23 protein-coding genes are annotated in these 25,377 nt (G+C 61.2%); 9 read left to right on the top strand and 14 right to left on the bottom strand.

Annotated elements, in window-relative coordinates; translation table 11 throughout:
• Window positions 1–45: 45 nt before the first annotated feature.
• From BLQ92_RS37270 to aceB, 6 genes are read right to left on the bottom strand one after another with little or no spacing between them, the layout of a single operon-like run.
• On the bottom strand, window positions 46–813 hold the full coding sequence (locus BLQ92_RS37270) for an SDR family NAD(P)-dependent oxidoreductase (RefSeq protein WP_090695677.1): 768 nt from the start codon (window positions 811–813) through the stop codon (window positions 46–48).
• A gap of 25 nt (window positions 814–838) precedes the next feature.
• Window positions 839–1,606 carry an enoyl-ACP reductase FabI gene (gene fabI, locus BLQ92_RS37265; protein ID WP_090695651.1) on the bottom strand — a complete coding sequence of 256 codons (768 nt, stop codon included), beginning with the start codon at window positions 1,604–1,606 and terminating at the stop codon, window positions 839–841.
• Window positions 1,603–2,712 carry a LuxE/PaaK family acyltransferase gene (locus BLQ92_RS37260; RefSeq protein ID WP_208449437.1) on the bottom strand — a complete coding sequence of 370 codons (1,110 nt, stop codon included), beginning with the start codon at window positions 2,710–2,712 and terminating at the stop codon, window positions 1,603–1,605. Before BLQ92_RS37260 ends, fabI begins: the two co-directional genes overlap by 4 nt.
• 4 nt (window positions 2,713–2,716) lie before the next feature.
• Window positions 2,717–2,956, bottom strand: a complete 240-nt coding sequence (locus tag BLQ92_RS37255) for an acyl carrier protein (RefSeq protein WP_090695649.1) — start codon at window positions 2,954–2,956, stop codon at window positions 2,717–2,719.
• A 42-nt stretch (window positions 2,957–2,998) separates the two neighbouring features.
• Window positions 2,999–3,262: a MoaD/ThiS family protein gene (locus BLQ92_RS37250; protein WP_090695646.1), complete on the bottom strand. Its 264-nt coding sequence runs from the start codon at window positions 3,260–3,262 to the stop codon at window positions 2,999–3,001.
• 29 nt (window positions 3,263–3,291) lie between these two features.
• Window positions 3,292–5,817 carry a malate synthase A gene (aceB, locus tag BLQ92_RS37245; protein WP_218133064.1) on the bottom strand — a complete coding sequence of 842 codons (2,526 nt, stop codon included), beginning with the start codon at window positions 5,815–5,817 and terminating at the stop codon, window positions 3,292–3,294.
• A 498-nt stretch (window positions 5,818–6,315) separates the two neighbouring features.
• Here aceB and BLQ92_RS39755 point away from each other — a divergent pair, with 498 nt between their 5' ends.
• From BLQ92_RS39755 to BLQ92_RS37225, 4 genes are all read left to right on the top strand, one after another.
• Window positions 6,316–6,546, top strand: a complete 231-nt coding sequence (locus BLQ92_RS39755) for a chaperone NapD (protein WP_143016746.1) — start codon at window positions 6,316–6,318, stop codon at window positions 6,544–6,546.
• 9 nt (window positions 6,547–6,555) lie between these two features.
• The gene (ccmI, locus tag BLQ92_RS37235) at window positions 6,556–6,951 is read left to right on the top strand and encodes a c-type cytochrome biogenesis protein CcmI (protein WP_090695642.1); all 396 of its coding nucleotides are present in this window, start codon (window positions 6,556–6,558) and stop codon (window positions 6,949–6,951) included.
• Between the two features lie 147 nt (window positions 6,952–7,098).
• Window positions 7,099–7,500 carry a DUF3597 domain-containing protein gene (locus BLQ92_RS37230; protein ID WP_090695640.1) on the top strand — a complete coding sequence of 134 codons (402 nt, stop codon included), beginning with the start codon at window positions 7,099–7,101 and terminating at the stop codon, window positions 7,498–7,500.
• Window positions 7,501–7,754: 254 nt separating this feature from the next.
• A complete protein-coding gene (locus tag BLQ92_RS37225; RefSeq protein WP_090695637.1) occupies window positions 7,755–11,504 on the top strand; it encodes an alpha-L-fucosidase in 3,750 nt (1,249 codons plus the stop codon).
• A 35-nt stretch (window positions 11,505–11,539) separates the two neighbouring features.
• Here BLQ92_RS37225 and BLQ92_RS37220 read toward each other — a convergent pair whose 3' ends face one another.
• Window positions 11,540–11,938, bottom strand: a complete 399-nt coding sequence (locus BLQ92_RS37220; RefSeq protein WP_090695635.1) for a hypothetical protein — start codon at window positions 11,936–11,938, stop codon at window positions 11,540–11,542.
• A gap of 193 nt (window positions 11,939–12,131) precedes the next feature.
• On the opposite strand from BLQ92_RS37220, the gene BLQ92_RS37215 reads away from it, so the two are divergent.
• The 5 genes from BLQ92_RS37215 (at window position 12,132) to BLQ92_RS39750 (ending at window position 18,755) form a co-directional block, all read left to right on the top strand.
• On the top strand, window positions 12,132–12,587 hold the full coding sequence (locus tag BLQ92_RS37215; RefSeq protein WP_074268351.1) for a (2Fe-2S)-binding protein: 456 nt from the start codon (window positions 12,132–12,134) through the stop codon (window positions 12,585–12,587).
• 1 nt (window position 12,588) lies between these two features.
• A complete protein-coding gene (locus BLQ92_RS37210; RefSeq protein WP_090695633.1) occupies window positions 12,589–14,883 on the top strand; it encodes a xanthine dehydrogenase family protein molybdopterin-binding subunit in 2,295 nt (764 codons plus the stop codon).
• A 13-nt stretch (window positions 14,884–14,896) separates the two neighbouring features.
• Complete coding sequence (locus BLQ92_RS37205; protein WP_090695631.1) at window positions 14,897–16,177, top strand: cytochrome c; 1,281 nt, start codon at window positions 14,897–14,899, stop codon at window positions 16,175–16,177.
• Window positions 16,178–16,627: 450 nt separating this feature from the next.
• Entirely contained in the window at window positions 16,628–18,346 is a 1,719-nt protein-coding gene (locus tag BLQ92_RS37200; protein WP_175773311.1) for an asparagine synthase-related protein, read from the top strand.
• Window positions 18,347–18,410: 64 nt separating this feature from the next.
• Window positions 18,411–18,755 carry a hypothetical protein gene (locus BLQ92_RS39750; RefSeq protein ID WP_143016744.1) on the top strand — a complete coding sequence of 115 codons (345 nt, stop codon included), beginning with the start codon at window positions 18,411–18,413 and terminating at the stop codon, window positions 18,753–18,755.
• A 14-nt stretch (window positions 18,756–18,769) separates the two neighbouring features.
• Here BLQ92_RS39750 and BLQ92_RS37195 read toward each other — a convergent pair whose 3' ends face one another.
• The 7 genes from BLQ92_RS37195 to BLQ92_RS37165 form a co-directional block, all read right to left on the bottom strand.
• Window positions 18,770–19,426: an amino acid ABC transporter permease gene (locus tag BLQ92_RS37195; RefSeq protein ID WP_090695626.1), complete on the bottom strand. Its 657-nt coding sequence runs from the start codon at window positions 19,424–19,426 to the stop codon at window positions 18,770–18,772.
• A 2-nt stretch (window positions 19,427–19,428) separates the two neighbouring features.
• Window positions 19,429–20,172 carry an amino acid ABC transporter permease gene (locus tag BLQ92_RS37190; RefSeq protein WP_090695624.1) on the bottom strand — a complete coding sequence of 248 codons (744 nt, stop codon included), beginning with the start codon at window positions 20,170–20,172 and terminating at the stop codon, window positions 19,429–19,431.
• Between the two features lie 63 nt (window positions 20,173–20,235).
• Window positions 20,236–21,099: a transporter substrate-binding domain-containing protein gene (locus tag BLQ92_RS37185; protein ID WP_244106591.1), complete on the bottom strand. Its 864-nt coding sequence runs from the start codon at window positions 21,097–21,099 to the stop codon at window positions 20,236–20,238.
• Between the two features lie 53 nt (window positions 21,100–21,152).
• A complete protein-coding gene (locus BLQ92_RS37180; protein WP_090695622.1) occupies window positions 21,153–22,232 on the bottom strand; it encodes an ABC transporter ATP-binding protein in 1,080 nt (359 codons plus the stop codon).
• Window positions 22,233–22,277: 45 nt separating this feature from the next.
• Entirely contained in the window at window positions 22,278–23,141 is an 864-nt protein-coding gene (locus tag BLQ92_RS37175; RefSeq protein ID WP_090695619.1) for an ABC transporter permease, read from the bottom strand.
• Window positions 23,138–24,046: an ABC transporter permease gene (locus BLQ92_RS37170; RefSeq protein WP_244106592.1), complete on the bottom strand. Its 909-nt coding sequence runs from the start codon at window positions 24,044–24,046 to the stop codon at window positions 23,138–23,140. Before BLQ92_RS37170 ends, BLQ92_RS37175 begins: the two co-directional genes overlap by 4 nt.
• Window positions 24,043–25,137 carry an ABC transporter substrate-binding protein gene (locus BLQ92_RS37165; protein ID WP_090695617.1) on the bottom strand — a complete coding sequence of 365 codons (1,095 nt, stop codon included), beginning with the start codon at window positions 25,135–25,137 and terminating at the stop codon, window positions 24,043–24,045. The genes BLQ92_RS37170 and BLQ92_RS37165 overlap by 4 nt, the downstream gene beginning before the upstream one ends.
• Window positions 25,138–25,377: the final 240 nt, after the last annotated feature.

Below are 25,377 nucleotides of genomic sequence, written 5' to 3'. Positions count from 1 at the left end.
GCGCGCTAGTGGCATCGATCAGGCACGCGTGCGAGCCGAATGCGTTCATAGGGCCAGCCCTCCGTCGACGCCCAGCACTTGCCCGGTGATAAAAGATGCTTCGTCACTCAGCAAGAAACGAATTGCCCCGGCGACTTCCTCGGCTGTGCCGAGCCTGCGCAACGAGGTCTGTGCACAACGCGCGGTGACGACATCGGGTGGCAGGTCCGCCAGCAGATCGGTGTCGATCAGGCCGGGCGCTACTGCATTGACTCGAATGCCGAGCGGGCCGAGTTCCTTCGACGCTGAACGGGCCAGCGCGGCGACCCCGGCCTTGGCCGCGGCATAGACTGCCTGGCCGGGCGCGCCGCGCTCGCCTACCAACGACGCGAGCAGGACGATGGCGCCCCGGCGACGACGCATCATCACTTTCGCCGTGGCCTGCAGCACCTCGACGGCGCCGAGCAGATTGATGTCGAGCAGATGGCGCGCGACCGACTCCGTGGTAAGTCCCAACGGCGTGCTCTGCATTACGCCCGCACTGAGTACAAGAGCGTCGATCGCGCCATGATCGGCGGCAATCGTCTTGATGGCAGGGCTGATCAGCGCGTATTCGCCCAATTGCAGAGCGAGCCCGGTGGCGGCGACGCCGCATTCGGCTGTGATTCGTTGTGCCTCGCGTTCCGCTGATTCACGGTCCTTGCCGGTCAGCACGACGCTCGCGCCTGCTTCGGCCAGCAGCCGCGCACTGGCGCGTCCGATGCCGCGTGTGCCGCCAATCACGACCGCAACGCGATTGTCGAAGCGCGGGCCACTGAAGCTCGTCACATTCATCATCGCCCTCCGGAGCGGCCCCTCTTCAGGCGCCGATTGCGTGAAAACCACCATCGGCATGCACAATTTCGCCGGTGGTGGCGGGAAACCAGTCCGACAGCAGGGCTACGCAGGCACGTGCGACGCCGCCGGCGTCGGCCGGATTCCAGCCGAGCGGGGCACGCGCATGCCAGGCGGTGACGATGTCCTGGAAGCGCGGTTCACCACGCGCAGCAACGGTGCGCAACGGGCCGGCCGCGACCAGATTCACGCGTATGCCGCGTGGACCCAGATCGCGGGCCAGGTAGCGTGCACTCGCTTCCAGCCCGGCTTTTGCCACGCCCATCCAGTCGTAACCGGACCAGGCCACCGCAGCGTCGAAATCGAGGCCGACGATTGCGCTGCCCGGATGCATCAGGGGCAACGCCGCGCCAACGAGCGCCGCCAGCGAATAGGTGGATACCTGCAGGGTGGATTGCACATCGGCCCAGCCCGCGGCCAGAAAGTCATCGCAGATCGCCGCGTGAGGCGCGTAGGCGATGGCATGCACGACGCCGTCGAGGCGCGGCACGTGTCGGCCCACGCGCTCGGCCAGGGACGCCAGTTGCTCGTCTCGGGTGACGTCGAGCTCGATGACCGGCGGCGTCTGCGGCAGCCTTCGGGCAGCTTCTTCGACCATGTGCAGGCGGCCGTGACCGGTGAGAACAAGCTGTGCGCCTTGCTGCTGCGCGAGTTGCGCGACGGCAAAGGCAATCGAGGCGTAGTTGATGATGCCGGTAATCAGCAGGCGCTTGCCCTCGAGCAGACCACTCATGGCCGTCCTCCGGAGGGGGCTTCAAGCAGCGTTTGAGGCAGCGTTTCAGGCCGCGTATCCGAGCAGCCGCGCGGTTCGGCGCGCGCCAGCCTGCCGAGCACGCTAAAGCGCTTGCCGGGCCATTCGCCGTCGTCGACGCCGTGTACGACGCCGAGGTCCTCGGTCAGCAGCACGTGGCCCGGATGCGCGCGGCAAGCGGAACTCAGCACTTCGATTACGCCTGGCGTGCCGACGGCGGCTTCTTCCCAGGTTTGCGGGTCGCGCACGATGACGTCGGCGAAATCAGGGCAATACAAGCCATCTCCCGAGGCGGATTCGATGTGAATGGTGCCGCCTTGTTCGACCATGCCGTAGAAATTGTGGCAGCGCACGAGGCCGGTGTCCTCGCGAAAGCGCGTGCGGAAGACTTGCGGGGAAACGGCCTGGTCAGCTAATTTTTTCCAACCGCCGGTGTGTAGCAACAACGCGTTGCCGAGATCGAAAGCGCGCGTCCGGGCCAGTTCGTAGAACCGTGTCCAGACCAGAGACGTAAATCCGAAGATCAGAAAGGCCGCATGAGCGTGGCGTTGCAGGAAATGCTCGACTGCGTTTGCATCGATGTGCTGTTGGTCGTCGAGAGCAAAGACGTGTTCGCGGCCGACATTCATCACGCCCAGCACCGTGGCGCCGCGGATGGACGACCGTTCTGCGCGTACCGACGAGGGCGAATCGATGATCAGAAGCGGCAGACGGCGCGGGCCGGTGATCTTCTCCAGCGTCGCGATAAGCATCAGACGCTGGCGTTCAGCGGCATCGCGGTCCAGCGCGATCTGGGTCACACCCGTTCCGGTGGTGCCCGACGAAGTGAGCACCGCGACCTGTTCGCGCTCCGTGCTGACTAACGGATGCTCCTTGAACAGTCGCACCGGCAACCACGGCAGTTCGCGCAAATCCTCATAGTGCCGGGCGGGCGGGTGCCCGATGGCAGCAAGGATGCGTGCGTAAGCAGGGCAGGCGCGCCGATGATAGTCGACCAGCTTGATCAGCCTTGGCAGGAGCGGCGCCTCACGCAGCGGCTGGCTACCCGGCGAACCTTTCATGGCGATTTCCGCGTTCAAGTCCGCCATGAGTTCAGGCCTCTGCCCCTAGCTCGCGCAGCAATCCCACGGTTGCACTGAAGGTATTCATCTTCAACGCTCGCCCGGTATCGATCTCGACGTGAAATTCGTCTTCGATCGCCGCGATCAACAAAACGGCCCCGAGCGAATCCCAGCCGGGCGTTTCCTGGTAACGCAGTGCGGCATCGGGCAGTTTCGCATCCAGTTCCAGTACCGTATTGAACACGGTTCGCAGCCGGGTATCGAGCGACATGGGGCAGACTCCTTCGGTTGAACTGGGGCGGCCGCGGGCCGCTCAGCCACCCGCGATGGCGGTCATGATCGTGACCGAATCGGTCGCCACCAGCGGCTGCGAGAGATCCGTGTGAACCACCTCGCCGTTGATCGCGAGTCTCAGGCTGCGCCGCAATGTGCCGTCCTGATTCATCAGTATTCCTTCAATCTCCGGATAGTCGGCGAACAGCACCCGAAGCGCAATGGCGAGTGTGCTGGTTTCATAGTCTATCTGACGACGGAAACCCACATACCTGAGCAAAGAACCGGAAAACAGGAAGGTCATAGCGGTTTCCTTTCTATCGGGATTGGGGATCACAGCGAAGAAAACACTTCGATCGCGTCGCCGGCCAGCGTGCCGGATGCGGTAAGCAGGCGATGAGCGAAATGAATCTCGTCGCCGATGCGGTATGCCTCGGTTGCGACCTGGCCACGATCGAACAACGCGTAGGGCTGCCGCAGGCCGATGCTGATCCGCTCAACGGGCCTCGCGAGCCCAGCGGCGAGTGCCGGATGATCCGGCAGTAACTGAAACACCATGCTTTCGCGGCTCGCGCCGAGGTAGTCGCACACGTGCTCTGAGTACCATTGATCCGACACCTCGCAGGCATGTCGATAAACGGTGAAATCATGCTGAAACGCAGCGATCGGTTTCGCGTCCGCCGATACGCGAGCGGCGCCGCGGTTGAGCAGGCGCGGGCGCTCGTCGATGTCACCGGGGCTGTCCAGCAGGAGCGCGGAAATTTCGTCCGGCACCCGCCCCGGCGCGGCGGCTAAGGTTTCCTGCGATTCAATACGTACGCACACCTCCTGAAGGTGAATGCGCGCCAACGGAATACCGCTCGCGTCAAGCAGCACATCCACCTCCTGCAGGCTATGAAAGCGGCGCGGGTTCCACGTTCTGACCTGGGTCGAGATGTCGAGCGTTTCGCAATCGTCGAATGTAGCGAATTGCAGGTACTCGATCTCGAGGCCGATGGGAACGAAACCCGTTGCGTGCTCGCGAATCAGCGTCGCATGCGATACGGCGTGCTCGATCAGCCACGCCGACCAACCCATGAACGCGAATGAAAAAGCAACTCGCGGTTTGAGTTGCAAGTGCGTGAACATGCCGCTGCTGCAGGTCAGCCTGAAGTCCGTGCGGCGGACGGGGGGCTGCATTGGCGCTGGCCTGGGTTGGGCGGCCGCTGTCTTGTCGCCAGTCGCAGCGCCGTTAGCTGGATCGGAAGCAGGGGGCATCCGGTTCAAGCGCTCGTAGCCGGGAAGGGTCAAAAAATCCGGAAAATCTTTGTTCATGGTCACAGCTTCGAACAGTGCGCGCGCCTCGTCGAGGCTGCGTTCCGAGCGCTGGTCGGGAGACTGCGCAACGTATTGAGTGATTTCGTCATCCAGCATGGTGCGCACCAGAGCGGGGGTGATGCGCCGGCCATCCTGCAGGCGCGCGCGCCGGTGTAGCCAGATCCAGATTTGCGAACGTGCGATCTCGACTGTCGCCACCCCTTCCATGAGGTCAAACAGTCTGATCGAGCCGCTGCCGCACAACCAGCCGTCGAGATAGCGGATCGACAAGGCGATATTCGAGCGCAAGCCGGCTTCGGTCACCTGGCCGTCCACGCCGTGCGCGGGCGAGAGATGAGTTCCCGCGATGCGGCTGCTACTTGGCAAACGGTTGATCTGGTGTGGCCGGCCTGCAAGGATACGTTCGAACGCGGTGTGACAAACGGCTACCAGGTCGGGATGGACTACCCATGTGCCGTCGAAGCCTTCTTCGGCCTCGCGTTCCTTGTCGGTACGGACTGCCGCGACGGCTTGGGCGCACGCTTTCGCATCATGCCGGTCGGGGATTTGCGTGGCGACTCCGCCGATGGCATGAGTTCCACGCCGATGGCAGGTCCGGATCAGAAGCTCCGTGTAGGCGCGCATGAACGGCAAGTTCATCTTCAATTCTGAACGGTCTGGCATGGCGAAGTCGGTCGCGTGCCGGAACTCTCGCGCAATACTGAACAGATAGTCCCAGCGTCCCGCAGTCAGGCCGGCCGCGTGCGGGCCTAGCGCGTACAGGATTTCGTCCATTTCATAAGCCGCGTTGATGTGCTCAACAATCACCGTGGCGCGGATACTGCCGCGCGCAATGCCGATCCAGTCCTGGGCAAATTCGAATACGTCGTTCCAGAGCCGGGCTTCGAGGTGGTTCTCCAGTTTGGGTAAATAAAAATAGGGCCCACTGCCGCGCTCGAGTTGCTTACGCGCGCAATGGAAGAAGTAGAGCCCGAAATCCACCAGGCTCGCCGACGCCGGTCGGCCGTCTATCAGAATGTGGTGTTCCGGCAAATGCCAGCCGCGTGGCCGCACCACGATCGCCGCGGTGCGCTCGTCCAGCCTGTACTGTTTGCCGCGCGGGTCCACATAAGTGATATCGCCGACGACCGCATCGTGCAGGTTGCGCTGGCTTAGCATGACGTTACGGCCGGTTGGCGACAACGCGTCTTCAAGATCCGCCACCCACACCTGGGCGTGCGCATTGAGCGCATTGATGACGACTTTGCGGTTTTCTGCAGGAGCGGCAATCTCCACACGCCGGTCGATCAGGTCGCAAGGAGGAGCGGGAACCCGCCAATCCGGATCGTTACGGATGCGGGCAGTCGCGCCAAGGAAATCGAAGCTCGCGTTATGCACACGGCTGGCGGATAGCGTGCGTGCTTGCAGAATTTCTTCGCGCCGACTCGCAAATTCGCGCTCCAGTGCCGCGATGAAATCCGTCGCGTCGGTAGACAGCACGTCCGGGAACTGCTTTACCAGCTCGCTTTCAATCGCGCAGGCCGCATGGGTTAGTGTGATCAAGCTGAACTCCACGACAAAGTGATGTGTTCCCGATTACCTGTCTGCCTCGATGCGCCGAAAGCGGCTGTTCCATGGGCCTGCTGGCGTGACTTGCTTTGAAGGATCGGCATACAACGCGTCGAGCTGATCCGCATAGCCTTCCGGTTAACAATGTTTATACGGAACAATTCGTAATTTCAAGCTAATTAAGGCTATCTGGATTCTTGAGTTAGTTAATTGATTGAGGGTATTCTGTTTGGGAGGATATTCAATTAACGTCATTGTTTTTCAATTTGCAACGGCGCAGCGGGGTGCATGTTAAAACCGATGTGGGTGGAGTGCGCTTTACATGGCATGCTCTGTCTCGACGGGCTCGGGCAGGTCGAGTGTTGCGCCATTTGTGCAATTCGCATCGATTGTTTTCGATGTCGTAACGTAACTTGTCAACGCGATTTTTTATCGCTGTTTAACGACAAATTCTCTTGACGAGTTCTGGTTGATCGCACAAAAAATAACTGCATGCGTTCAACCGAAGAGTCGCAGGCGATCGGTGCGATGCCTGCTGCCTTAATTCACGCCGTAACGGAGCACGGCAAACTGGTCGTCACGCTCGAAGGGCGCCATGCATCCGAGGTGGCCAATCAAACGAACGCCATCCACGCGCGCTCGATGACGACGAGCGTCGTTGTGCTTCGATGCTGCTGGCTGGCTGGCTGGCTGGCTGGCTGGCTGGCTGGCTGGCGAGGATGAGGATTCCTTATGATGGTGCGATTCTGTTTGATCGCTTGCGCGATGCTGCTTACCGCACTGCTATGCGTGATCTTGCCGCTGTTGCGGCGCGCAGCGGTACACGCGAACGGCATCGCGGGCCACGATGGGCACGCGCTCGCAGTTGCGATCTATCGGGTGGAACTGCTTGAGGTCGAGCGCGAATTTGCGGCCGGCCACCTGTCGCCGCAACATCGGGCAGGGGCGTTGCATGAACTGGAACGGCGCCTGATCAAATCCGAAGGCGCTGGCATTGGCGGGCTCAGCGGCGCTCGACCGGCGCGATTACCGCACGGCGATCGGCTATTGGGAGCGGTTGGAGGGAGTGGTGGGCACGGACTCGGAGATTGGTCAACAGGCGCGTCAGGATATCGCGCGAGCGCGTAGATTGGCAGGTGGTGACAGGCTTGACCTTTATTGACACAAATCTGCAACGACCGGGCGAGCACATGCGTCTATGATCCTGAAGGCGTGCATGTCCGCGACCGGCGGCATGCGGCTCCCGCAATATCTGCCCAGTAAGGAGAATTGGAAATGAGCATTTTTGGTGACATCGTCAATAAGTTGTTCGGTAAGGCCAAGCCCGATCAGGCGCCGCCCGCTGTAGAGCCCACGCCTGATCCCGCAGCGGCACAAGCTGCCGCTCCGGATGCAGCGCCCGCACCGGCGCCTCTGGCGGATGTCGATGTCGCGGCCGTGATGGACCAGTTCGTGAGCGAAAGCGGTCAAACGTTGAACTGGCGCACCTCGATCGTCGATACGTTGAAGGCGCTCGGCGTCGACAGCAGTCTCGAGCATCGCAAGCAACTCGCGCAGGAACTTAAGTACAGCGGTGACACGAACGATTCCGCCAGCATGAACATCTGGTTGCACAAGCAGGTGATGCAGGCATTGGCCGCCAATGGCGGCAAGCTGCCGGCGGACCTGGCAGGCTGAATCTAACGGCTCGAAGAAAGCGGTTTTGGCTACCACGGACCCCACGGGGTCCGTTTTCTTGTCGAGCCATCCCGTGCACGCGGCGGCACGCGTATTGAAACGCGCTTCGAAACGACGAAGCCCGGCATTTCGACCGACCCTGAAAATTTCCATCGCCATCTTGGAACCCCGATAACAGTCATGTAAAACAGCAATACACCGATGCCAGAGCGGTTGCAGCGGCGAATCGAGACACTCTTGAATGGAGATCGGACGTGAGCAATGCCGTCTACTACTTCAACCAGTTTCTGGACAAATCCGGTGATTTTGCCGAGAGCTCGAACAATGCCTACCAGACTGTCAATTACGACGGTACTTCGGCGGCTTCGCTCAGTCCCACCTCAGATGAGGCGTGGCTGCATTTTAAAGTCACGATCCCGGCTGGGAACTACACCACTTGCATGATCTTCACCTCTTGCCAGCAAAGCGGCCAGAAAGTGACGATCTGCCTCGGGCGACCTGACGCCGCCCCCCTGTGGACCATCACTAGCGCGACTACGTCACAGGCCGAGATCTTCACGGACAGCATGGCGCCGAACATTCTTTATCAAGGAGAAGGCGAGCAGGACGCTTACTTCTGCTTTCCAGACGGCTTTGAAGGCGCGCTTGCCTGGTTCGTGTTTTGCCAGAACCCGGAGCTTGAAACTGACGAGGCGCGCATGCGCCGGATGCAGTGGTTCAACGAAAGCCGTTTCGGCCACATGATGCACTGGGGGGCCTATTCGGTCCTTGCAAGTGGTGAATGGGTGATGAATACGGAGCAGATTCCCAAGAATACGTACATAGAAGAAGCATGCATTCCATTCGATCCGTCCGCCTACAGTCCAGAGTCCTGGGCTGACACGATCGTTGACGCGGGTCAGCGCTACCTGACCATCACCACCAAGCATCACGATGGCTTTGCCATGTTCGAAACCAACGTCAAGGACTTTGCCCCTTACGACGTGGTGAATACCGCGAGCATTCACAAGCCCGTGCTGGCCGATCTTGCCAAGGCCTGCAACGAACGGGGTATCCGCTTTGCGACCTACTATTCATTGCTGGACTGGGGCAACGTCCATGAAGTCGCCGTGGAGAGTGCTGCTACAGCGGACCCCGACGATCCCGATCCGGATGCGCCGGATGCCGAATGGTACGTGTCGGAGTTGAAGGAACATCTAAGAGAGCTCATTCGCATTTTCGATCCGGTACTGATCTGGTTCGATGGCGGCTGGGCTGCGTTCATGAACGACGATCTGTCGGACGAGATCCGCTGGTATTTGCGCCGTCTCTCGCCCGATATCATCATCAATAACCGGCTGGGCGGCTCCCCGAACGCGGGCGATTACACCACGCCCGAACAAAGCATTCCCCCCAGTGCGCAGTCCGGCCCTTGGGAATGCTGCATGACCATCAACGACAGTTGGGGTTACACCGCTTCGGACGACAACTGGAAGTCGAGCCTCGAACTCCTGCAATACTTGCTGGACTGTGCCAGCAAGGGCGGAAACTATCTGCTCAATACCGGCCCGACGGCCGACGGCGTGATACCCCAGCCCAGTCTGGACCGGCTGGCTGATCTGGGCGAATGGCTTGGAAAATGGGGAAACGCGGTCTACGGCACACGTGCGGGCACCCTCGATGTTTCCTTTCAGGCAGGCGCTTATTGCACGCTAAAGCTGCCGGGTACGCTGTACGTCACGCTAACCGAATGGCCGCAGGACAAGACTTTACGCGTCGACCTTCCCGTCAATGTCATCAACCAGGTCTATTGGCTCGACAACCCCGGGGTTGCGCAGGCCTATACCGTTGTCAATGGGTTGATCGAGGTCGAATTGCCGGATCAGTCATGGGATCCGTTGGGTGTCGTGCTTGTCATGGAGGTTCGCGGGTTTCCGGAAGCCAGAACGTATCCGGACAAAGCGTTGTTTCGCAAGGCCACTGCGAGCAACGTATGGAACGGAAATGCGCAGAGCTATGGGCCGCAACTGGCCGTCGACGGCGATAGCGAGACGCGTTGGGCGACCGACGACGAGGCCGTGCTGCCGATTACCTTCGAACTCGATCTCGGCCGCGAGGAAACGTTCAACCGTGTGGCATTCCTGCAATACGACAGCCGGATTGGTAAATTTAGCATTGAGGCGTACATCGATGGTGCCTGGCAAACGCTGATTGAGGGGGACAACCCCGCAGTCAACTATTTGGGTTACTTGCCGGAACCGGTCACGGTGGAGCAAGTGCGCATGACGATCAGTTCCGTGCCGGATCCCACCAATCCCCCGAGCCTGTATTCATTCTCGTTGTTCGATGCCAACGACACCCTGTGGCCGGTGCAGGCGCCCGTCAATGTGGCGCGAGGCGCCAAAGCCAGCGCGAGCAGCACCTGGTACGACAATCCCACCTATCAGGCCAGCATGGCTATCGATGGGTGTTCGTCGACCCGTTGGGCGGCGTACGACAACGCTCCGGTTCCGATCTTCCATACGATCGGTTTCATCAAGCAGGAAACCTTCGACGTCGTACGGATTACTGAGTATACGGACGCAAACGGCCCACGAATTGCCAGTTTCACCCTGCAGATCATGGCGGACGATGGGCAGACCTGGCTCGATGTGTATCAGGGCACGGATACCAGCGCAGCCATCGTTTTGCCGGCGCTCACGCAAAGCACGGGGCTGCGGTTAAGAATTGATAGCCTGCTGCACGACGACAAGGGGCCGAGCCTGTTCGAGATCGAGGTCTATCAAACCGCACGTGGCCCCTTGCCGGCGCTCAGCGATCGCGACCTGCTGGAGGCCGAGGCGCGCCTGAGCTTCGAATACTTCTGGCGTGAAGCCAATACGACCGAAGGGGCGCTGGGATACGGGCTCGTTGCGAAACAGAAGGGCTCGCGTAGCAGCAGTATCGCTTGCTCAGGTTTTGCGTTGAGTGCTCTGGTAATCGCGGCGGAGCGCGGCTGGGTGAGTCACGACGATGCCGAGCAGCGTTGCCAGAAATCGCTGCAGGCGCTTTGGGACAATGTCCCGCACTTCAACGGGTTTTACTATCATTTCATCGACATGGATACGCTCGATCCAGGATCGAGCGAGGTCTCCACAGTCGATACCATGCTTGCGCTCAACGGCATCCTGACCGCCGGCCAGTATTTCGGCGGCCAATGTGGCGATCTGGCGCAGCAGATTTTTGACCGGGTCGATTGGACCAGCGCCGTCGCGTCCGATGGTAATTTCACGATGTCGTGGGATAGTACCGGGCAGATGAGTTCGTCGACCTGGAGCGGATACACGGAACAATTCTGCATGTATCCCATGGCCGCAGGATCGACCACACACGCGCCCGCCGATAGCGCCGGCATGTTCTATTCGCTGATCCGCCGGCCGGGAACCTACGACGGCGGTGCAGAGGTGATTTACGCTTGGGGAGGGGCGCTATTTACCTATCAGTTTTCTCACGCGTGGCTTGACTTCCGCAATCTGAAAGATCGCAAGGGAGTCGACTGGTGGCAAAACTCGGTCAACGCCACCGAGGCGAACCGGCAGTTCTGTGTGGACAACAGCGACGTCTTTTCGTCGATGGGCGAGAACGACTGGGGGCTGACCGCCTGCGAGACGCCCTCGGGGTATGTGGCATCCGGTGCACCGCCTTCGGGTTATCTCAACAGCGACGGCGAGAGCCTGAATGACAGGCATGTTACCGATGGCACCATCACGCCGAGCGGGCCATTGGGTTCGCTGCCGTTTACGCCTGAGCGGGTGTTGCCGGCCATGCGTTACTGGTATCACCAGCATCCCAGGTTGTGGTCGGGATACGGATTTCTCGACTCGTATAACCTGTCGACGGCGATGCCGTGGTACAACCCCTACAACACGGGTTTGATCAAGGGATTAACCTTGCTGATGATCGAGAATTATCGCAGCGGACTCATCTGGCAAACCTATATGAGTCATCCGGTTCTTCAGCGGGGGCTGCCGGTTATCTTCGACTGATCGTCCGGTAGCGCCCCGCCGAACCCGCATTTCGGCTAGTTTCCCTCCGCCGTGCGCAACACCTGCGCAACCTTCCCATGCTCATGCAGGATTGCCGGGCTCGCCTGCAACAACGGCAGATAGCGCGGCAGAAACGCGTTCTCAGGCAGCTCGGAGGAAAACAGCGTCGTCACGGCTTCTGCCGCCGCGATCCGGTCCGCATCGGTGGCTTTCTTGTCATCGAGCGTTTCGTCGACATTGGCAATCACCGTCGAAAGCGGTGTGAGCCAGCGAAACCCGGACCCATTGATCAGCACTTGCAGAAACGCCGCCGGTGTCACCGGGCCGAACTCCTTCTCATAGGCCGCGCGCTCGTGATCGAGAATCGCCTTGTGCAAGGACAGCAAAGGCCGGCGAACCTCCGAGAGGAATTGAATGGCTTGCTGTTCGGTCATAGCGCGACTCCGCGTGGGTGGGGATAAGGCTATATAAGGCCATGCTAGCAAAATTCCACCGCTCGACACGTTCTCTGCGAACTTTTTCGGGCGACGCTACAATTTCCTCGCCACAATGTCTTGCCGCTCGTTCGTCATGAGCGCAGCGCTCGTCCTCGACCCAAGCCAACAATAATCCGCACCCGGAGTCCCCATGACAACGCTCAACATCAACGGACAGACGCATACCGTCGACGCTCCGCCCGATATGCCCTTGCTGTGGGTCTTGCGCGACCTCGTTGGCCTGACCGGCACGAAGTTTGGCTGCGGTATCGCCCAGTGCGGCGCCTGCACTGTGCATCTGGACGGCGCCGCGGTGCGCTCGTGCGTCTTGCCGGTGGCGGCGGTCGGGGACAAGAAGATCACCACCATCGAAGCGGTTGGCGAGACACCCGCCGGCAAGAAGGTGCAGCAGGCCTGGCGCCAGATCGACGTGGTGCAGTGCGGCTACTGTCAGTCGGGGCAGGTGATGTCGGCCGCCTCGCTGCTTGCACAGAACCCCAATCCCACCGATGCGGACATCGACGCCGCCATGGCCGGCAACATCTGCCGCTGTGGCACCTATAACCGCATTCGCGCGGCCATCAAGCAAGCGGCAAAGGAGGCCTGACATGTCGCAAGGATTGCTTGATGCGAAAAACAGCGCGACGGACACCACAGGCACAGAAGGCGCTGCCCCCGATGCCAACGGCCCGCGTTTCTCGCGCCGCACCTTTCTGAAATTCAGCGCCACCGTAGGCGCGGCCGCGGGCGGCGGTCTGCTGCTCGGTTTCAGCGTGCCGGCGCTAAGCCAGGGGCAGGGTCAAGGGCAGGCCCAGGCCCTGCCGGGTAAATCGGTGATCGGCGGGGACGCCAGCGAACCGGCGCCGGCCGGCATGTTTGCACCGAATGCGTTCATCCAGATCGACACCGCAGGCAAGGTCACGCTGGTGATGCCCAAAGTAGAGATGGGTCAGGGCGTCTATACCTCGATCCCGATGCTGATCGCTGAAGAGCTGGAAGTACCGCTCGAAAGCGTCACCCTCGACCATGCGCCGCCTGACGAAAAGCTCTTCATGGACCCGCTGCTCGGCGGCCAGTTGACCGGTGGCTCGACCTCGATCCGCTATGCATGGGATCCGATGCGCAAGGCCGGTGCGACTGCACGGGTGCTGCTCATCAATGCGGCGGCGCAGCAATGGCAGGTCGATCCGGCCACCTGTCACGCGCAGGCCGGGCAAGTGATTCACGCGGCCAGCAACCGCAGCATCGGCTACGGCCAACTGGTCGATGCCGCGGCGAAGCTGCCGGCGCCGCAGAACGTGCCCTTGAAAGACCCGAAGGACTTCAAGGTCATCGGCACGTCGGTCAAGCGGCTCGACTCGCCGGAGAAGGTGGACGGCACCGCGCAGTTCGGCCTCGACGTGCGGGTGCCGGATATGGTGTATGCGGCGATTGCGACGTGTCCCGTGTTCGGCGGCACGCTTGCCAGCGTCGACGACAGCAACGCGAAGAAGATTGCCGGCGTGCGCCAGGTCGTCAAGGTCGATAATGCGGTTGCCGTGATCGGCGACCACACGTGGGCGGCTAAACGCGGCCTTGCGACGCTCGATATCAAGTGGAACGAAGGGGCGGGCGCGAACCTCTCGATGAAGCAGATCGTCGACGATCTCGCTAGCGCAGCGGACCATGGCACGGGTGCCGTGGCGCGCAAGGACGGCGACGTGGCGAAGGGCTTTTCGGACGCCAAGACGCGTGTCGATGCGGTCTATCAGCAACCGTTCCTGGCCCACGCCACCATGGAACCGGTCAACTGCACGGTGCACGTGCGCCCCGACGGCTGCGATATCTGGCTGGGCACCCAGGTGCCGACGCGGATTGTCGACGCGGCCGTGAAAATCACCGGTTTGCCGGCAGAGAAGATCACGGTGCACAACCATCTGCTCGGTGGCGGCTTTGGGCGGCGGCTCGAAGTCGACATGGCCGCCCAGGCGCTGAAGATCGGCAAGCAGTTGGGCACGCCGGTCAAGGTGGTCTGGACGCGCGAGGAAGACATCCAGCACGACATGTACCGCCCTTACTACTACGACAAGATCTCGGCCGGGCTCGACGCGAACGGCAAGCCGATTGCGTGGCAGCACCGGATTGTCGGCTCGTCGATCATGGCGCGCTTCGCACCCCCGGCGTTCCAGCACGGGCTCGATCCCGACGCCGTGGAGGTCTCGGCCGACCTGCCATACGACTTGCCGAACCAGTTCATCGATTATGTGCGCCAGGAACCGCGCACCGTGCCGACCGCGTTCTGGCGCGGCGTCGGGCCGACCCGCGGCACCTTCGTGGTGGAGAGCTTCATCGACGAACTGGCGGCGCAGGCCAAGGTGGATCCGGTGAAATACCGCCGCGATCTGCTCGGCAAGTCGCCGCGCGCGCTGAACGTCCTCGATACGGCCACGCGCGCAGCCGGTTGGGGCAGCACCAGCGTGCCCAAGGGGCAAGGGCGCGGCGTGTCGGTGATGAATGCGTTCGGCAGCTTCTTCTCGATGGTCGCGGACGTGACGGTCGATCAGGGTGAGGTGACGGTGAACCGCGTGGTGTGTGCGGTCGATTGCGGCATGGTGGTCAATCCGAACACCATCGAAGCGCAGGTGCAGGGCGGCATCATCTTCGGCATTACGGCGGCGCTGTATAGCGAGATCACGATCAAGGACGGCCGCGTCGAGCAGAATAACTTCACCGATTACCGCATGCTGCGCATCGACCAGACGCCCAGTATCGAAGTGCATATCGTGAAGAGCACCGAGGCGCCTGGCGGGATCGGCGAGCCTGGCACGGCGGCACTGGCGCCGGCCTTGGCGAACGCGATCTACGCCGCGACTGGCAAACGGCTGCGGCAGTTGCCGGTTGGCGATCAACTGCAAAGCGCCTAATCGGAGACCGACCATGATCAAGACACTGAAGGTTGTCGGGGCGGCGCTGAGTGTGGCATTGCCGTTTGCGCTGGCATCAAGCGCGCATGCTGCGGACGACGCGCTGGTACAGCGCGGCGCCTATCTGGCGAAGCTGGGCGATTGCGTGGCGTGCCACTCGGCGCCTAAAGGCAAGCCGTTTGCGGGCGGCCTGCCGATGACGACGCCGATGGGCAAGATCTACACCACCAACATCACGCCCGATCCGGACACCGGTATCGGACGTTATACGGAGGAAGATTTTTCCCGGGCGTTGCGCGAGGGCGTGGCCAAGGATGGGCACAACCTGTACCCCGCCATGCCGTATCCGTCATACGCGAAGGTCAACGACGACGATGTAAAGGCGCTCTACGCGTTCTTCATGAACGGCGTGGCGCCGGTGCAGCAGGCCAATCGCGAGTCCGACATTCCGTGGCCGCTCAACATGCGCTGGCCGTTGAAGCTGTGGAACGTGGTGTTCCTGGACAAGGCCGTCTATCAGGACAAGGCGGGCAAGGACGTCGCATGGAATCGCGGGGCGTACCTGATCCAGGGGCTCGGCCATTGTGGTTCGTGTCATACGCCGCGCGGCATTGCGTTCCAGGAGAAGGCGCTGGATGAAAGCGGCAGCGCCTATCTGACAGGCGCGCCGCTCGACGGCTGGTTTGCGGCGAATCTGACGGGCGAGCACAACGTTGGCCTCGGGCGCTGGTCGGAAGCGGATCTCGCGGCGTTTCTGAAGACCGGCGCGAATGCGCACGCTTCGGCGTTCGGTTCGATGACCAGCGTGATCAACAACAGCACGCAGGCCACGAGCGATATGGACATTGCCGCGATGACGACGTATCTGAAGTCGCTACCGGCAGCAGGCGGTACAGGTGCGCCACCGTATTCGTATGATGCACAGGCAACCAGGGTGTCGCTGACGCGCCCGGCGAACGATGCGGGCGCCCGGGTCTACACCGAGTACTGCATGCATTGCCACGGGGTGGATGGCCGGGGTTTTGCGCCGATGCTGGCGCCGCTCGCGGGCAATCCGAATGTGCTGGAGCGCGATGCTTCGTCGCTGATCAACGTCACGTTGAACGGTACCGGAGATCTGGTGATTCAGGGCGTTCCCGCGCCGTATCCGATGCCGAAATACTCAGCAGTGTTGAACGACAAACAGATCGCCGATGTGCTGACGTTTGTCCGTGCCGGGTGGAATAACGGCGCAGGCGCGGTGAGTGCGGACGAGGTGGCGAAGCTGAGGAAGTCGACGCAAGCCGCGCGCTGAAGCGATACTTCAGGGCTGGACTGGAAAAGAGGCAACCGTGCGTTGCCTCTTTTTTATTGGGTGGCACTCATCTATCGCTTGCGTGGGAAATACCCGTCAAGAAATAGGAATCCGATAGGACAATTTAATCTCGGCATACTCAATTTTTCTGAAAATTAACAATAAATTTTCCGAATTAAAATCCAATCTCGAAATATTTCAAATTGAAACACCTTGTCTGTATTTGTTACTATCCAAAGACCCGGTTGATTGATAAATTGATTTCATGCTCATGTGATTTCGTGAATCGGTAGGAAGTCATGATGGCTGCGTCCATCAATCGATATTCTCGAATTCTGAAAATTCCATCTATCCGGGCAAGACCCAATATCGCTGTAAGCAACTAGCGGTCATCCATGAGCCAGAAGCGACCAAAGCGCGGGCTCAATCATGTCATATTGCATAGTCTCGATGGAAGGTCGATTACCTGAAATCTCCTGCGACTCTACATTTCAATGGAGCCTGGCAGGCCACATCATTGCCCGATTTTATCAAACGCAGCCGCAAAACGAAGCATGGTGGCCGCGCATTGGCGAAAATGAATCGGAACTATGGTTTATAAGTGGGCGCCTTTATCGATCAGGGAATTTTTCTGCTGTCGACGATAAAGAAATCGTCGAAGCGGTAGTGGACGACCTGAATGGCTTTGCAAACCGCTTTTGGGGCACCTATTTCCTGATGGTCTACAACAAGAAAGCGGATTGCCTGCTGGTTGTTTCCGAGCCTTGCGGCCAGGTTCCCGTCTTTTATCGAATCGGACGGCTCGGCGAGCTACACGTCGGTACGTCGGCAGGAGCCTTCTCGAAGATCGGCGGTTTTCTGCAGCACCCGAACAGCGGTTATCTGCGTTCGTATCTCTGTCACGGAAGTGGCGACCCAGTGGAAACCGGGATCGAAGGTTTGCTTCATTTGCCGGCCGGGCGGGCGTTAAGCTGGGATCGGGGGCATCTTCCAACGCAGCGGAGATTCTGGTTCCCGAATTTGCAGGACTACGCCAACAGTGTCGTCAGAGACCCGATCGAAGTGCTCTCAAGCGTGCTGTACCTGGCCCTCGGCGACGAGGTGAGCATCATGCTCGAACTGTCTGATGGCCTCGAGTCAAGCTCATTGGCAATCGGTTTGCAGCACTCAGGACGCAACGATCGCACCGTCGCCGTCACTCACTTCGATCCGTACTATGCATCGTCAAATGAGCTGAACGTAGCGCGCTCGGTGGCGAAGCAATGCGGGATTGCTCACCGGTCCTGCCCGTTGCTCGATGCATTGCCTTTCGCGCCGTGCCAAACACTGCCTGTGGTGCCGCAACCGTCGCCACAGCTTTGTTTCTTGGCTCAGATGAGGAGCATGGCCGATTCTCTCGGGGAGGACGCGCTTTCGGTGGTGATAAACGGGCACGGTGCAGATGCGCTGTTTCTCGCGCCGTCCCCGCTTGGGGCATCGGTGGATGCGCTGGCACATCTGCGTGTGCTTCGAGCGGCGTCGGCCTTGCGTGATCTGGCTATTCTGTACGGCTGGCCTTTGACATCGACTCTGCGCAAGGCGATGGGCGCGCTCGGTCAGTCACACGGTGGCACATTTGCTCAGCCGTTCTGTACAGACGCATTGCGTTTCGAACCCGGTCCTCGTCCGGCAGGGGCATGCGATGACCTGATTGCGGGGCGTGACCTCCGTTTCAAGCCAGCCAAGCGTTATCAACTCGCGGTGTTAGCGGCAACGCTGGATGAAACCGTCGTCGATGCAAGGCTCTTGACTGGGCGCCTGTTTCTACCGTTTCTGTCGCAGCCGCTTGTCGAGTTAGTTTTGAGTATGCCGCCGCACAGTCTGTTCTCGGCATTTCACAACCGGCTATCCGTTCGTCAATCCGCGTACCACGCCTCGGCCTTGCATAACCTTTGGCGGCGAGATGTCGGCGATACCACTCAAGCTGCCTTGAAGGGGATCGCGGTCCATCAGGATCATGTCCGTGCTACCTGCCTGAACGGCTGGTGCGTATCGGAAGGGGTTATCGAGCGCAACGGTTTGGAAAAACTGATCAATCGCGCGGTGTTGGGGCATGCCGCTGGATTGGTGGAGATCGCACGGGTCTTCGCGGCCGAGATGTTTTTGAGTGGATTGCCTCGTGGGCGGTAGAGAACGCGTACGCGAACCATTGTTGATGATCTGGAGTCTGAAAGGCTTTCGTAAAGGAGCGGCTATGAACACGCGCGCAATTTTTGCACTCTTATGTTTCTCGACATTCTCAGGTTATGCCGGCGCTCAAGCTTCCGGCAGCAGCACGTCAACTGAAGCGCCTGGCCATCAATTCACTTCACCCATGTCGCGCAACATTGCAAGTGGCACGTCGGCGTCGCAGGCAAGCTCAGCAAAAGGGCGTTGCCAGGAACTCAACGCAGCCATCGATCAGGCCATCGCCTCGCCTGAGCGCAAGAACGTTACGGTTCGCGGTTATGGCCCAGATGGAAAACCGCGCAACGAGTTACAGGAATACGATAAACGAGCGACTCTCGAAACCGAGTATCGGAACCAGGGGTGTCGATAGCCTGCCAGGCAGCCTCACCGATGCTGCCCAACCTTTTGCCGCTTCTCTAACGAACGCGCGTACCAGGTGAGCGGAAAACACATCGCGAAGTAGATCAACGCCACCATGCCGTAGATCGGAAACGGCCGGAACGCGGCGTTGGTAATCATCGTGCCGGTCTTGGTCAACTCGGTGAAACCGATGATCGAGGTCAGCGCGGTGCTTTTCACGACCTGCACCAGAAAGCCGACAGTCGGCGCCACCGCGATCTTTTTAGCCTGCGGCCAGACGATATAACGCAACTGCTGGCCGAACGTCATGCCGAGGCTCGCGCCCGCCGCCCACTGTCCGCGCGGCACAGCCTCGACGCAACCGCGCCAGATATCGACCAGATACGCACTGGTGTAAAGCGTCAGCGTCACGATGGCCGCGGTCCACGGCGACACATCCACACCGAGCAAAGGCAAGCCGAAGAACGCCAGGAACAGTTGCATCAGCAACGGGGTGCCCTGGAACAGTTCGACATATACCGAGACCACCCGCCGCAGCCACGGCAGCGGCGACACGCGCATCGCAAGCAGCGCGAATCCCACTATGCCGCCGCAAACAAACGCGATCAATGACAACAATACGGTCCAGCGCGCCGCGAGCAGCAGATTGCGGGCGATATCCCACAGGGTAAATTCGACCATGATCAGCGCTCCGTCGGGACAGTGCGCGGACCGCGCCACGCGAGCAGCGTTCGCCAGCCGCGCGGTTCATCAGGGCGGTGCGGCATGCGGCCGGCAAAGAGGCCGCGTCCCAGCCAGTTGAGCACCTGCCGCAACACGATGGAGAGCACCAGATACGTCACCGTGATGATCACGTAGCTTTCGAACGAGCGGAAATTGCGCGACTGGATGAAGTTCGCGGCGTAAGTCAGGTCCGGCACCGAGATCTGCGACACCACGGCGGAGCCCAGCATCACGATCAGCACCTGGCTCAGCAGCGCCGGGAAGACGTTGGCCAGCGCCTGCGGCAGCACCACGAAGCGAAACACCTGACGCCCGTGCAGGCCGAGCGCCTGCGCCGCCTGGACCTGGCCACGCGGCACCGACTCGATACCGGAGCGCACGATCTCGATGGCGTAAGCACCGAGATTGACGGTCATCGCCAGAATCGCGGCCTGTACCTCGTCGATATGAATACCAAGGCTCGGCAGGCCGAAGAACACAAAGAACAACTGCACGATGAAGGGGGTATTGCGGATCAGTTCTACGTAAGCGGCAATCAAGGTGCGCGCCCAGCGCGGCCCGGCGACGCTGACGCTCGCCCCGCCGATGCCCACGAGGCCACCCAGCACGGTGGACACCGCAGTGAGTCCCAGTGTGACCGCCACGCCGTGGGCCAGCATGCCGGCATAGACGCCGAAGCCGCTGAAATCGAACGCATAACTCATGACATGCCGCTCATCGTGAATCAGTCTCCATCCGGGCCACGCGTTGGGACCGGACCAACAAGGTTAGAGATCGGCCGGCAGCGGCGCCCGCAGCCACTTTTCAGAAATCGCATTCATCGTGCCGTCCTTGCGGGCGCGGGCAATCGTTTCATCGACTTTCTGCTTCAGGCGCGGCTCGTTTTTGTTCAGGCCGACATGATCGGGCGAACTGAACAAGGCGAACTTCTGCTCGGGATCGTTGGCCGGATGACGCGCGAGGATCGTTGCGCCCACGTCGTTGCCGACCACCATCAACTGTACCTGACCAGAAAGAAACGCCGAAATTGCTCCGTTAGGATCGTCGAATCTTTTGATGGTCGCGCTCGGCGGGGCGATCTTGGTGACGCTCAGGTCCTCCAGCGTGCCGCGTGCGACCGAAATCGTCTTGCCGGCAAGGTCGCCGGCGTTCTTGACCACGAGGTTCTTGGGGCCGAACACCGCGAGGTAGTAGGGGGCGTAGGGCTGTGAAAAATCAATGACCTTCTCGCGCTCCGGGGTTTGGCCGACTGAAAGCAACATGTCGGCTTTATGGTCGGCGAGGTAGGCCATGCGGTTGTCGCCGGTGACCTGGACCAGTTCCACCTTCGCGTTGAGCGCCTTGCCGATCAGGTTGGCGACGTCGATGTCATAGCCTTCGGGCTTCATGTCCGGACCGATCGAGCCGAACGGCGGGTAGTCTTCGAATACGCCGATCCGCACGACGCCCGATTTGGTGATCGAATCCAGCGCATCGGCATGGGCCGCGGGCGCGGCGAACGCGCAGAGTGCGGTCACGCCGGCGCAAGCGAGCGTGGTGGCGGCCGCCGCCAGGGCACGCCGGGTATTGCCGGCAACCCGGGCAAGCCAGCTACGGTGGGAGCGCAGAGCAAGTGAGTCGGGGGTGTTCATGGTCGTTCCTCTGTCGAAAACCTGGTTATTTATCAGATCAATTCGGGATGAATTCAGTGCGCGGCACGGGCCGCGATCAGCTTGCAGGCGTGCGGCGGCAACTCGGCCAGCACGGGCATGCCCAACACAAGCCCGGGTGTTTCACGCGGCGTCGTCGCGGCGGTGAGCGTGAAACCGGCGCAGTCGATGGTCGCTTCCAGCGAGGCGCCGACGTCACGGATGAAGGTGACTGTGCCGCGCAGCCGGTTCTGGTTTTGGCCGGGGCCAGCCGAACCGGTTCTGACGCAAACATCTTCGGGGCGGATCAGCAGACGAATCTCCGAAGCGGACCCCGGCACGCGGGCAGGCTGCGGCACGACGATCTGCTGGCCGCCCGGCAAGCTCACGCCGCCATGACCGTCGTACGTCACCGGCAGGATATTGCCGAGGCCGATGAAATCCGCGACAAACTCGTTGACCGGATCGCGATAGATGTCGAGCGGCTTGCCGACCTGCGCAATGCGACCTTTTTCCATCACGACGATCTCGTCGGCCATCGTCATCGCTTCACGCTGGTCGTGCGTCACCATGATGGTGGTGATACCCAGGCGTTGCTGCAAGAGGCGGATTTCGACCTGCATCGCTTCGCGGAGTTTGGCGTCGAGCGCGGAGAGCGGTTCGTCGAGCAACAGCAGTTTCGGCGACGACGCGATCGCCCGGGCAATCGCCACGCGTTGACGCTGGCCGCCGGAGAGCTGTGTGACCGGCCGGTTTGCCATATGCGGCAACTGGATCAGTTCAAGCAGCTCCGTGACGCGCTGTATTTGTGCCGCTCTACCGGTCTTGCGCAGCCGCAGCGGATAGGCAATGTTCTGCGCCACGCTCATATGCGGAAACAGCGCGAGCGACTGGAACACCATGCCGAAATCGCGTTGGTTCGCCGGCAGATGCGTGATGTCGCGGCCGGCGAAGTTCACGCTGCCTGAACTTGGCGTTTCCAACCCGGCGATCATGCGCAACAGGGTCGTCTTGCCGCAACCGGAAGGGCCCAGAAAGCAGACCAGCTTGCCATCCGGCACGCTCAGATCGACGTGGTCGACGGCGTATGCGGCGCTAAAGCGCTTGGTCACGGCCTGCAATGTCAGATGAGTCATGAAGGGTTCCTGCTGGACCAGAATCGCAAAGGAATCAAAGCGATATCAAAGCGCGACGCCTTCATCGCCAATCAGCTTTTCAAGCAGCCAGATCAGCGCGAAATCGATCGCGACGATAAATACCGCAAAGGAAAACACGGTGGGATCGAGCGACGATACGGTGCGGCTATAGAGCCACACGGGCAGCGTCATCGTGTTGATCCCGTAGAGAAAGAACGTCACCGTGAATTCGTTGAAGGAGATGATGAACGCGAACAGCATGCCGGCAAGAATGCCTGGGCGCATCAGCGGCAATACCACGTCGATGAGGGCGCGACCGGGGCTCGCGCCCATCACGCAGGCGGCTTCCTCGAATTCCGGGCCGATCGAGGCCACCGAGGCCGCACAGTTCTTCACGGTGAACGGTAGCGCCAGGATCACGTGCGCAATGATCAGACGGAACACGCCAAGTTCGACCGGCAGCACGTTGAACACCAGCAGCAGTGAGAGGCCGAGCATCACCAGCGGATAAACGAGCGGCAGCGCGACCAGTTGCTCGACGGCCGGCTTGCCGCGAAACCGGTATCGGCTCAACGCATAGGCGGCCGGCACGGAAACGAGCGTGGCGACGATCATCGTGGCGACGGCGACGATCAGGCTGGTGCTCAACGCGCTGCCCATCGAGAGCGCGTCGCTGGCATCGGGCGCGACGAAGCTGTGCCACGCCGCGCGGTACCACTGCAGGCTGTAGCCGGACGGTGGAAATTCAAGCGTGTCCGAGGCGCTGAACGACATCGTAATCATCGTCAGGATCGGCAGCGCCGCGAGCAACAGGACGATGGCTGCCAGGAGTGCCGCAGGCTTGCTGAGCCGGCCGGGCATGGTGGTTGGCAGGCGCAGCGCGCGCTGCCGCAGAGGGACGGTGCTCATGCCGAAGGTTCCTCCGGATGGAGCCGTTGTGTGCGCCGCACGAGCCGTTGCGAGAGCGCCATCACCGCCAGCGTTGCGACCATAAGCACCACGCCCGAGGCCGACGCGGCTGGCCAGTTCAACAACGGCGCGACCTGGTCGTGCACCAGCACGGCGAGCATCGGCACGCGGCGCCCGCCAAGCAGCAAAGGCACAGCGAAAGCGCTCGCGTTATAAGCGAACACCAGCAACGCACCGGAGACGAGCCCAGGCATGGCCAGCGGCAGCATCACGTGGCGCAGGGTTTGCCAACGGGTGGCGCCGAGCGTCGCGGCGGCTTCTTCGTAAGAGCGCGACACGGCGCGCATTGCGCTCGATAGCGGCAACACGGCGAGTGGAAACGCGGTCTGGATCAAGCCGAGCAGCACGCCATGCTGGCGATACAGCCATAAAACGGGACGCTCGATCAAGCCGCTCGCGAGCAACGCATGATTGAGCAGACCGGCCGGGCCGAGGATCACCAGCCAGCCATAGCCTTGCAGGAGCAGATTGACCAGCAATGGCAGCAGCACGCCGGCCAGAAGCAGCCGGCGCGCCAGCCGCGATTCGGTGCGCGCCATCGCGAGCGCCACCGGAATTGCCAGCAGCACCGCGCAGACCATGCTTTGAAACGCCAGTTTCAAGGTGATCCAGAGGGACGTCATGAAATAGCTATCGGCCAGATCGACATAATTCTGTAGCGTGAAACCGTGCCACTCGTTGCCCTGGGTCCCGAAACTCATCCGCAACACCACCAGCGCGGCCGCCGCCAGCACCGCGAGAAACACGAGGATCGGCGCCAGCAGGAGCCACGGCCGGGCCTTTGGCCAAGCCGCGCCGGTGGCCTCGCAAGCGCGCTGCAAGGAGAGCCCGGGCGTCGTGGTCATGCCGAGAAAATCTCGGTATAGCGCTTGATCCAGGCCGCTTGTACCGCAGCCAGCGCCTTGTCGTCATGCAGGACCGCTTTCTCGGCGATCTGCTTCGGGCTCGGCACGAACGCACGGCTCTCGGCGGGAATCACGGCCTTCGAATTGACCGGGCCGTTCAGCACGTCGGCGGCCATCCGGCCTTGCACACCGGCGTCGAGCGAATGATTGATGAAGGCGTGGATCAGATCGCTGTCACCCGGGTGCGACTTCGGGATCACGGTGAACATCAGCTGTGTGGCGAAGCCTTCCTTCATGCCGTAAGTGACGCCCATTTTGTACTCGGGTTTGCGAATCTGATCGGGGAAGAAGGCGGGCGAATAGATACCGCCGATATCGAGCGAGCCGGTCCGGAACAGGTCGGCCACCTGATTCGGGTTCTCGCCGAGGGTCATGACACGTTCCTTCAGTTCCGCGAGCTTCTTGAAACCGGGTTCGATGTTTTGCTGCGAGCCGCCCGACATCTTGGCGGCGATGATCGCGAGGTCGACCGCTTCGGCCCACTCGGGCGGGGGCAGAAACAGGCGGCCGGCGTATTTCGGATCCCACAGCGCCTCATACGAGGCGGGGGCGGTTTTAACGGTCGACGTGTTGTAGATCAGGCCGTCGGACCACAACAGGTAGCCGACGCCGAAGCCGTCGGCGCCGGTGCGGTATTGCGGCGCGACTTCCTTCAGGTTAGGCAGTTTGTCGAGGTCTGGTTTGACAAGCAGGCCCGCATCGCCGAGACCGGACGCGCCGACGCCAGCCAGTGTGATGACGTCATAGGTCGGCCGGTCGCCCGCGGCCTTGACCTTGGCGACCATCCCAGAGGTGCCGTCGGCGCGATCGGCGATCACCTTGGCGCCGGTTTTCGCCGTAAAGGTCGCGGCGATATTGCGCAGCGCGGCCGCACCGGTATCGTCGGACCACGTCAGCAGACGCAGCGTCTTGCCGGAGAAATTCTGCTCCTGCGCCTTCAGATTCACGAACGGCATGGGCAATGTCGAGGCTGCCAGCGCTGCACCGAGCGCCTTGATGGCCTGCCGTCTGCCGTGTTTGATGTCCTGCATGAGCGTCTCCCTGGTTGAACGGAGCAACTTTCGCGTGGATCGTGCCGTGCGAAGACGTTGCGGGTGAATGCACTCTAGGTTTGCCAAAATCACCCAACAAACGAAATCTCTGCATGGACGCCATGACGTAAGCTCATGCAGGAAGGGTTGTGCCTGGGTGGGGGCGGGTGGGTAGAGACGGCGAGACGCCAGGCCACGCGGCATGAGCGCCATGCATGCGGCAACGCGGTCAAAGGCGCC

The sequence above is a fragment of the Paraburkholderia phenazinium genome (genome assembly GCF_900100735.1).
Classification (GTDB): domain Bacteria; phylum Pseudomonadota; class Gammaproteobacteria; order Burkholderiales; family Burkholderiaceae; genus Paraburkholderia; species Paraburkholderia phenazinia.
This window is presented reverse-complemented; position numbering and strand designations above follow the sequence as displayed.

Coding starts and splice junctions, on each gene's coding strand:
- BLQ92_RS37270 (WP_090695677.1), bottom strand. CDS start 813: ATGAATGTGACGAGCTTCAGTGGCCCGCGCTTCGACAATCGCGTTGCG.
- fabI (WP_090695651.1), bottom strand. CDS start 1,606: ATGAGTGGTCTGCTCGAGGGCAAGCGCCTGCTGATTACCGGCATCATC.
- BLQ92_RS37260 (WP_208449437.1), bottom strand. CDS start 2,712: ATGGCGGACTTGAACGCGGAAATCGCCATGAAAGGTTCGCCGGGTAGC.
- BLQ92_RS37255 (WP_090695649.1), bottom strand. CDS start 2,956: ATGTCGCTCGATACCCGGCTGCGAACCGTGTTCAATACGGTACTGGAA.
- BLQ92_RS37250 (WP_090695646.1), bottom strand. CDS start 3,262: ATGACCTTCCTGTTTTCCGGTTCTTTGCTCAGGTATGTGGGTTTCCGT.
- BLQ92_RS39755 (WP_143016746.1), top strand. CDS start 6,316: ATGCGTTCAACCGAAGAGTCGCAGGCGATCGGTGCGATGCCTGCTGCC.
- ccmI (WP_090695642.1), top strand. CDS start 6,556: ATGATGGTGCGATTCTGTTTGATCGCTTGCGCGATGCTGCTTACCGCA.
- BLQ92_RS37230 (WP_090695640.1), top strand. CDS start 7,099: ATGAGCATTTTTGGTGACATCGTCAATAAGTTGTTCGGTAAGGCCAAG.
- BLQ92_RS37220 (WP_090695635.1), bottom strand. CDS start 11,938: ATGACCGAACAGCAAGCCATTCAATTCCTCTCGGAGGTTCGCCGGCCT.
- BLQ92_RS37215 (WP_074268351.1), top strand. CDS start 12,132: ATGACAACGCTCAACATCAACGGACAGACGCATACCGTCGACGCTCCG.
- BLQ92_RS37210 (WP_090695633.1), top strand. CDS start 12,589: ATGTCGCAAGGATTGCTTGATGCGAAAAACAGCGCGACGGACACCACA.
- BLQ92_RS37205 (WP_090695631.1), top strand. CDS start 14,897: ATGATCAAGACACTGAAGGTTGTCGGGGCGGCGCTGAGTGTGGCATTG.
- BLQ92_RS37200 (WP_175773311.1), top strand. CDS start 16,628: ATGGAAGGTCGATTACCTGAAATCTCCTGCGACTCTACATTTCAATGG.
- BLQ92_RS39750 (WP_143016744.1), top strand. CDS start 18,411: ATGAACACGCGCGCAATTTTTGCACTCTTATGTTTCTCGACATTCTCA.
- BLQ92_RS37195 (WP_090695626.1), bottom strand. CDS start 19,426: ATGGTCGAATTTACCCTGTGGGATATCGCCCGCAATCTGCTGCTCGCG.
- BLQ92_RS37190 (WP_090695624.1), bottom strand. CDS start 20,172: ATGAGTTATGCGTTCGATTTCAGCGGCTTCGGCGTCTATGCCGGCATG.
- BLQ92_RS37185 (WP_244106591.1), bottom strand. CDS start 21,099: ATGAACACCCCCGACTCACTTGCTCTGCGCTCCCACCGTAGCTGGCTT.
- BLQ92_RS37180 (WP_090695622.1), bottom strand. CDS start 22,232: ATGACTCATCTGACATTGCAGGCCGTGACCAAGCGCTTTAGCGCCGCA.
- BLQ92_RS37175 (WP_090695619.1), bottom strand. CDS start 23,141: ATGAGCACCGTCCCTCTGCGGCAGCGCGCGCTGCGCCTGCCAACCACC.
- BLQ92_RS37170 (WP_244106592.1), bottom strand. CDS start 24,046: ATGACCACGACGCCCGGGCTCTCCTTGCAGCGCGCTTGCGAGGCCACC.
- BLQ92_RS37165 (WP_090695617.1), bottom strand. CDS start 25,137: ATGCAGGACATCAAACACGGCAGACGGCAGGCCATCAAGGCGCTCGGT.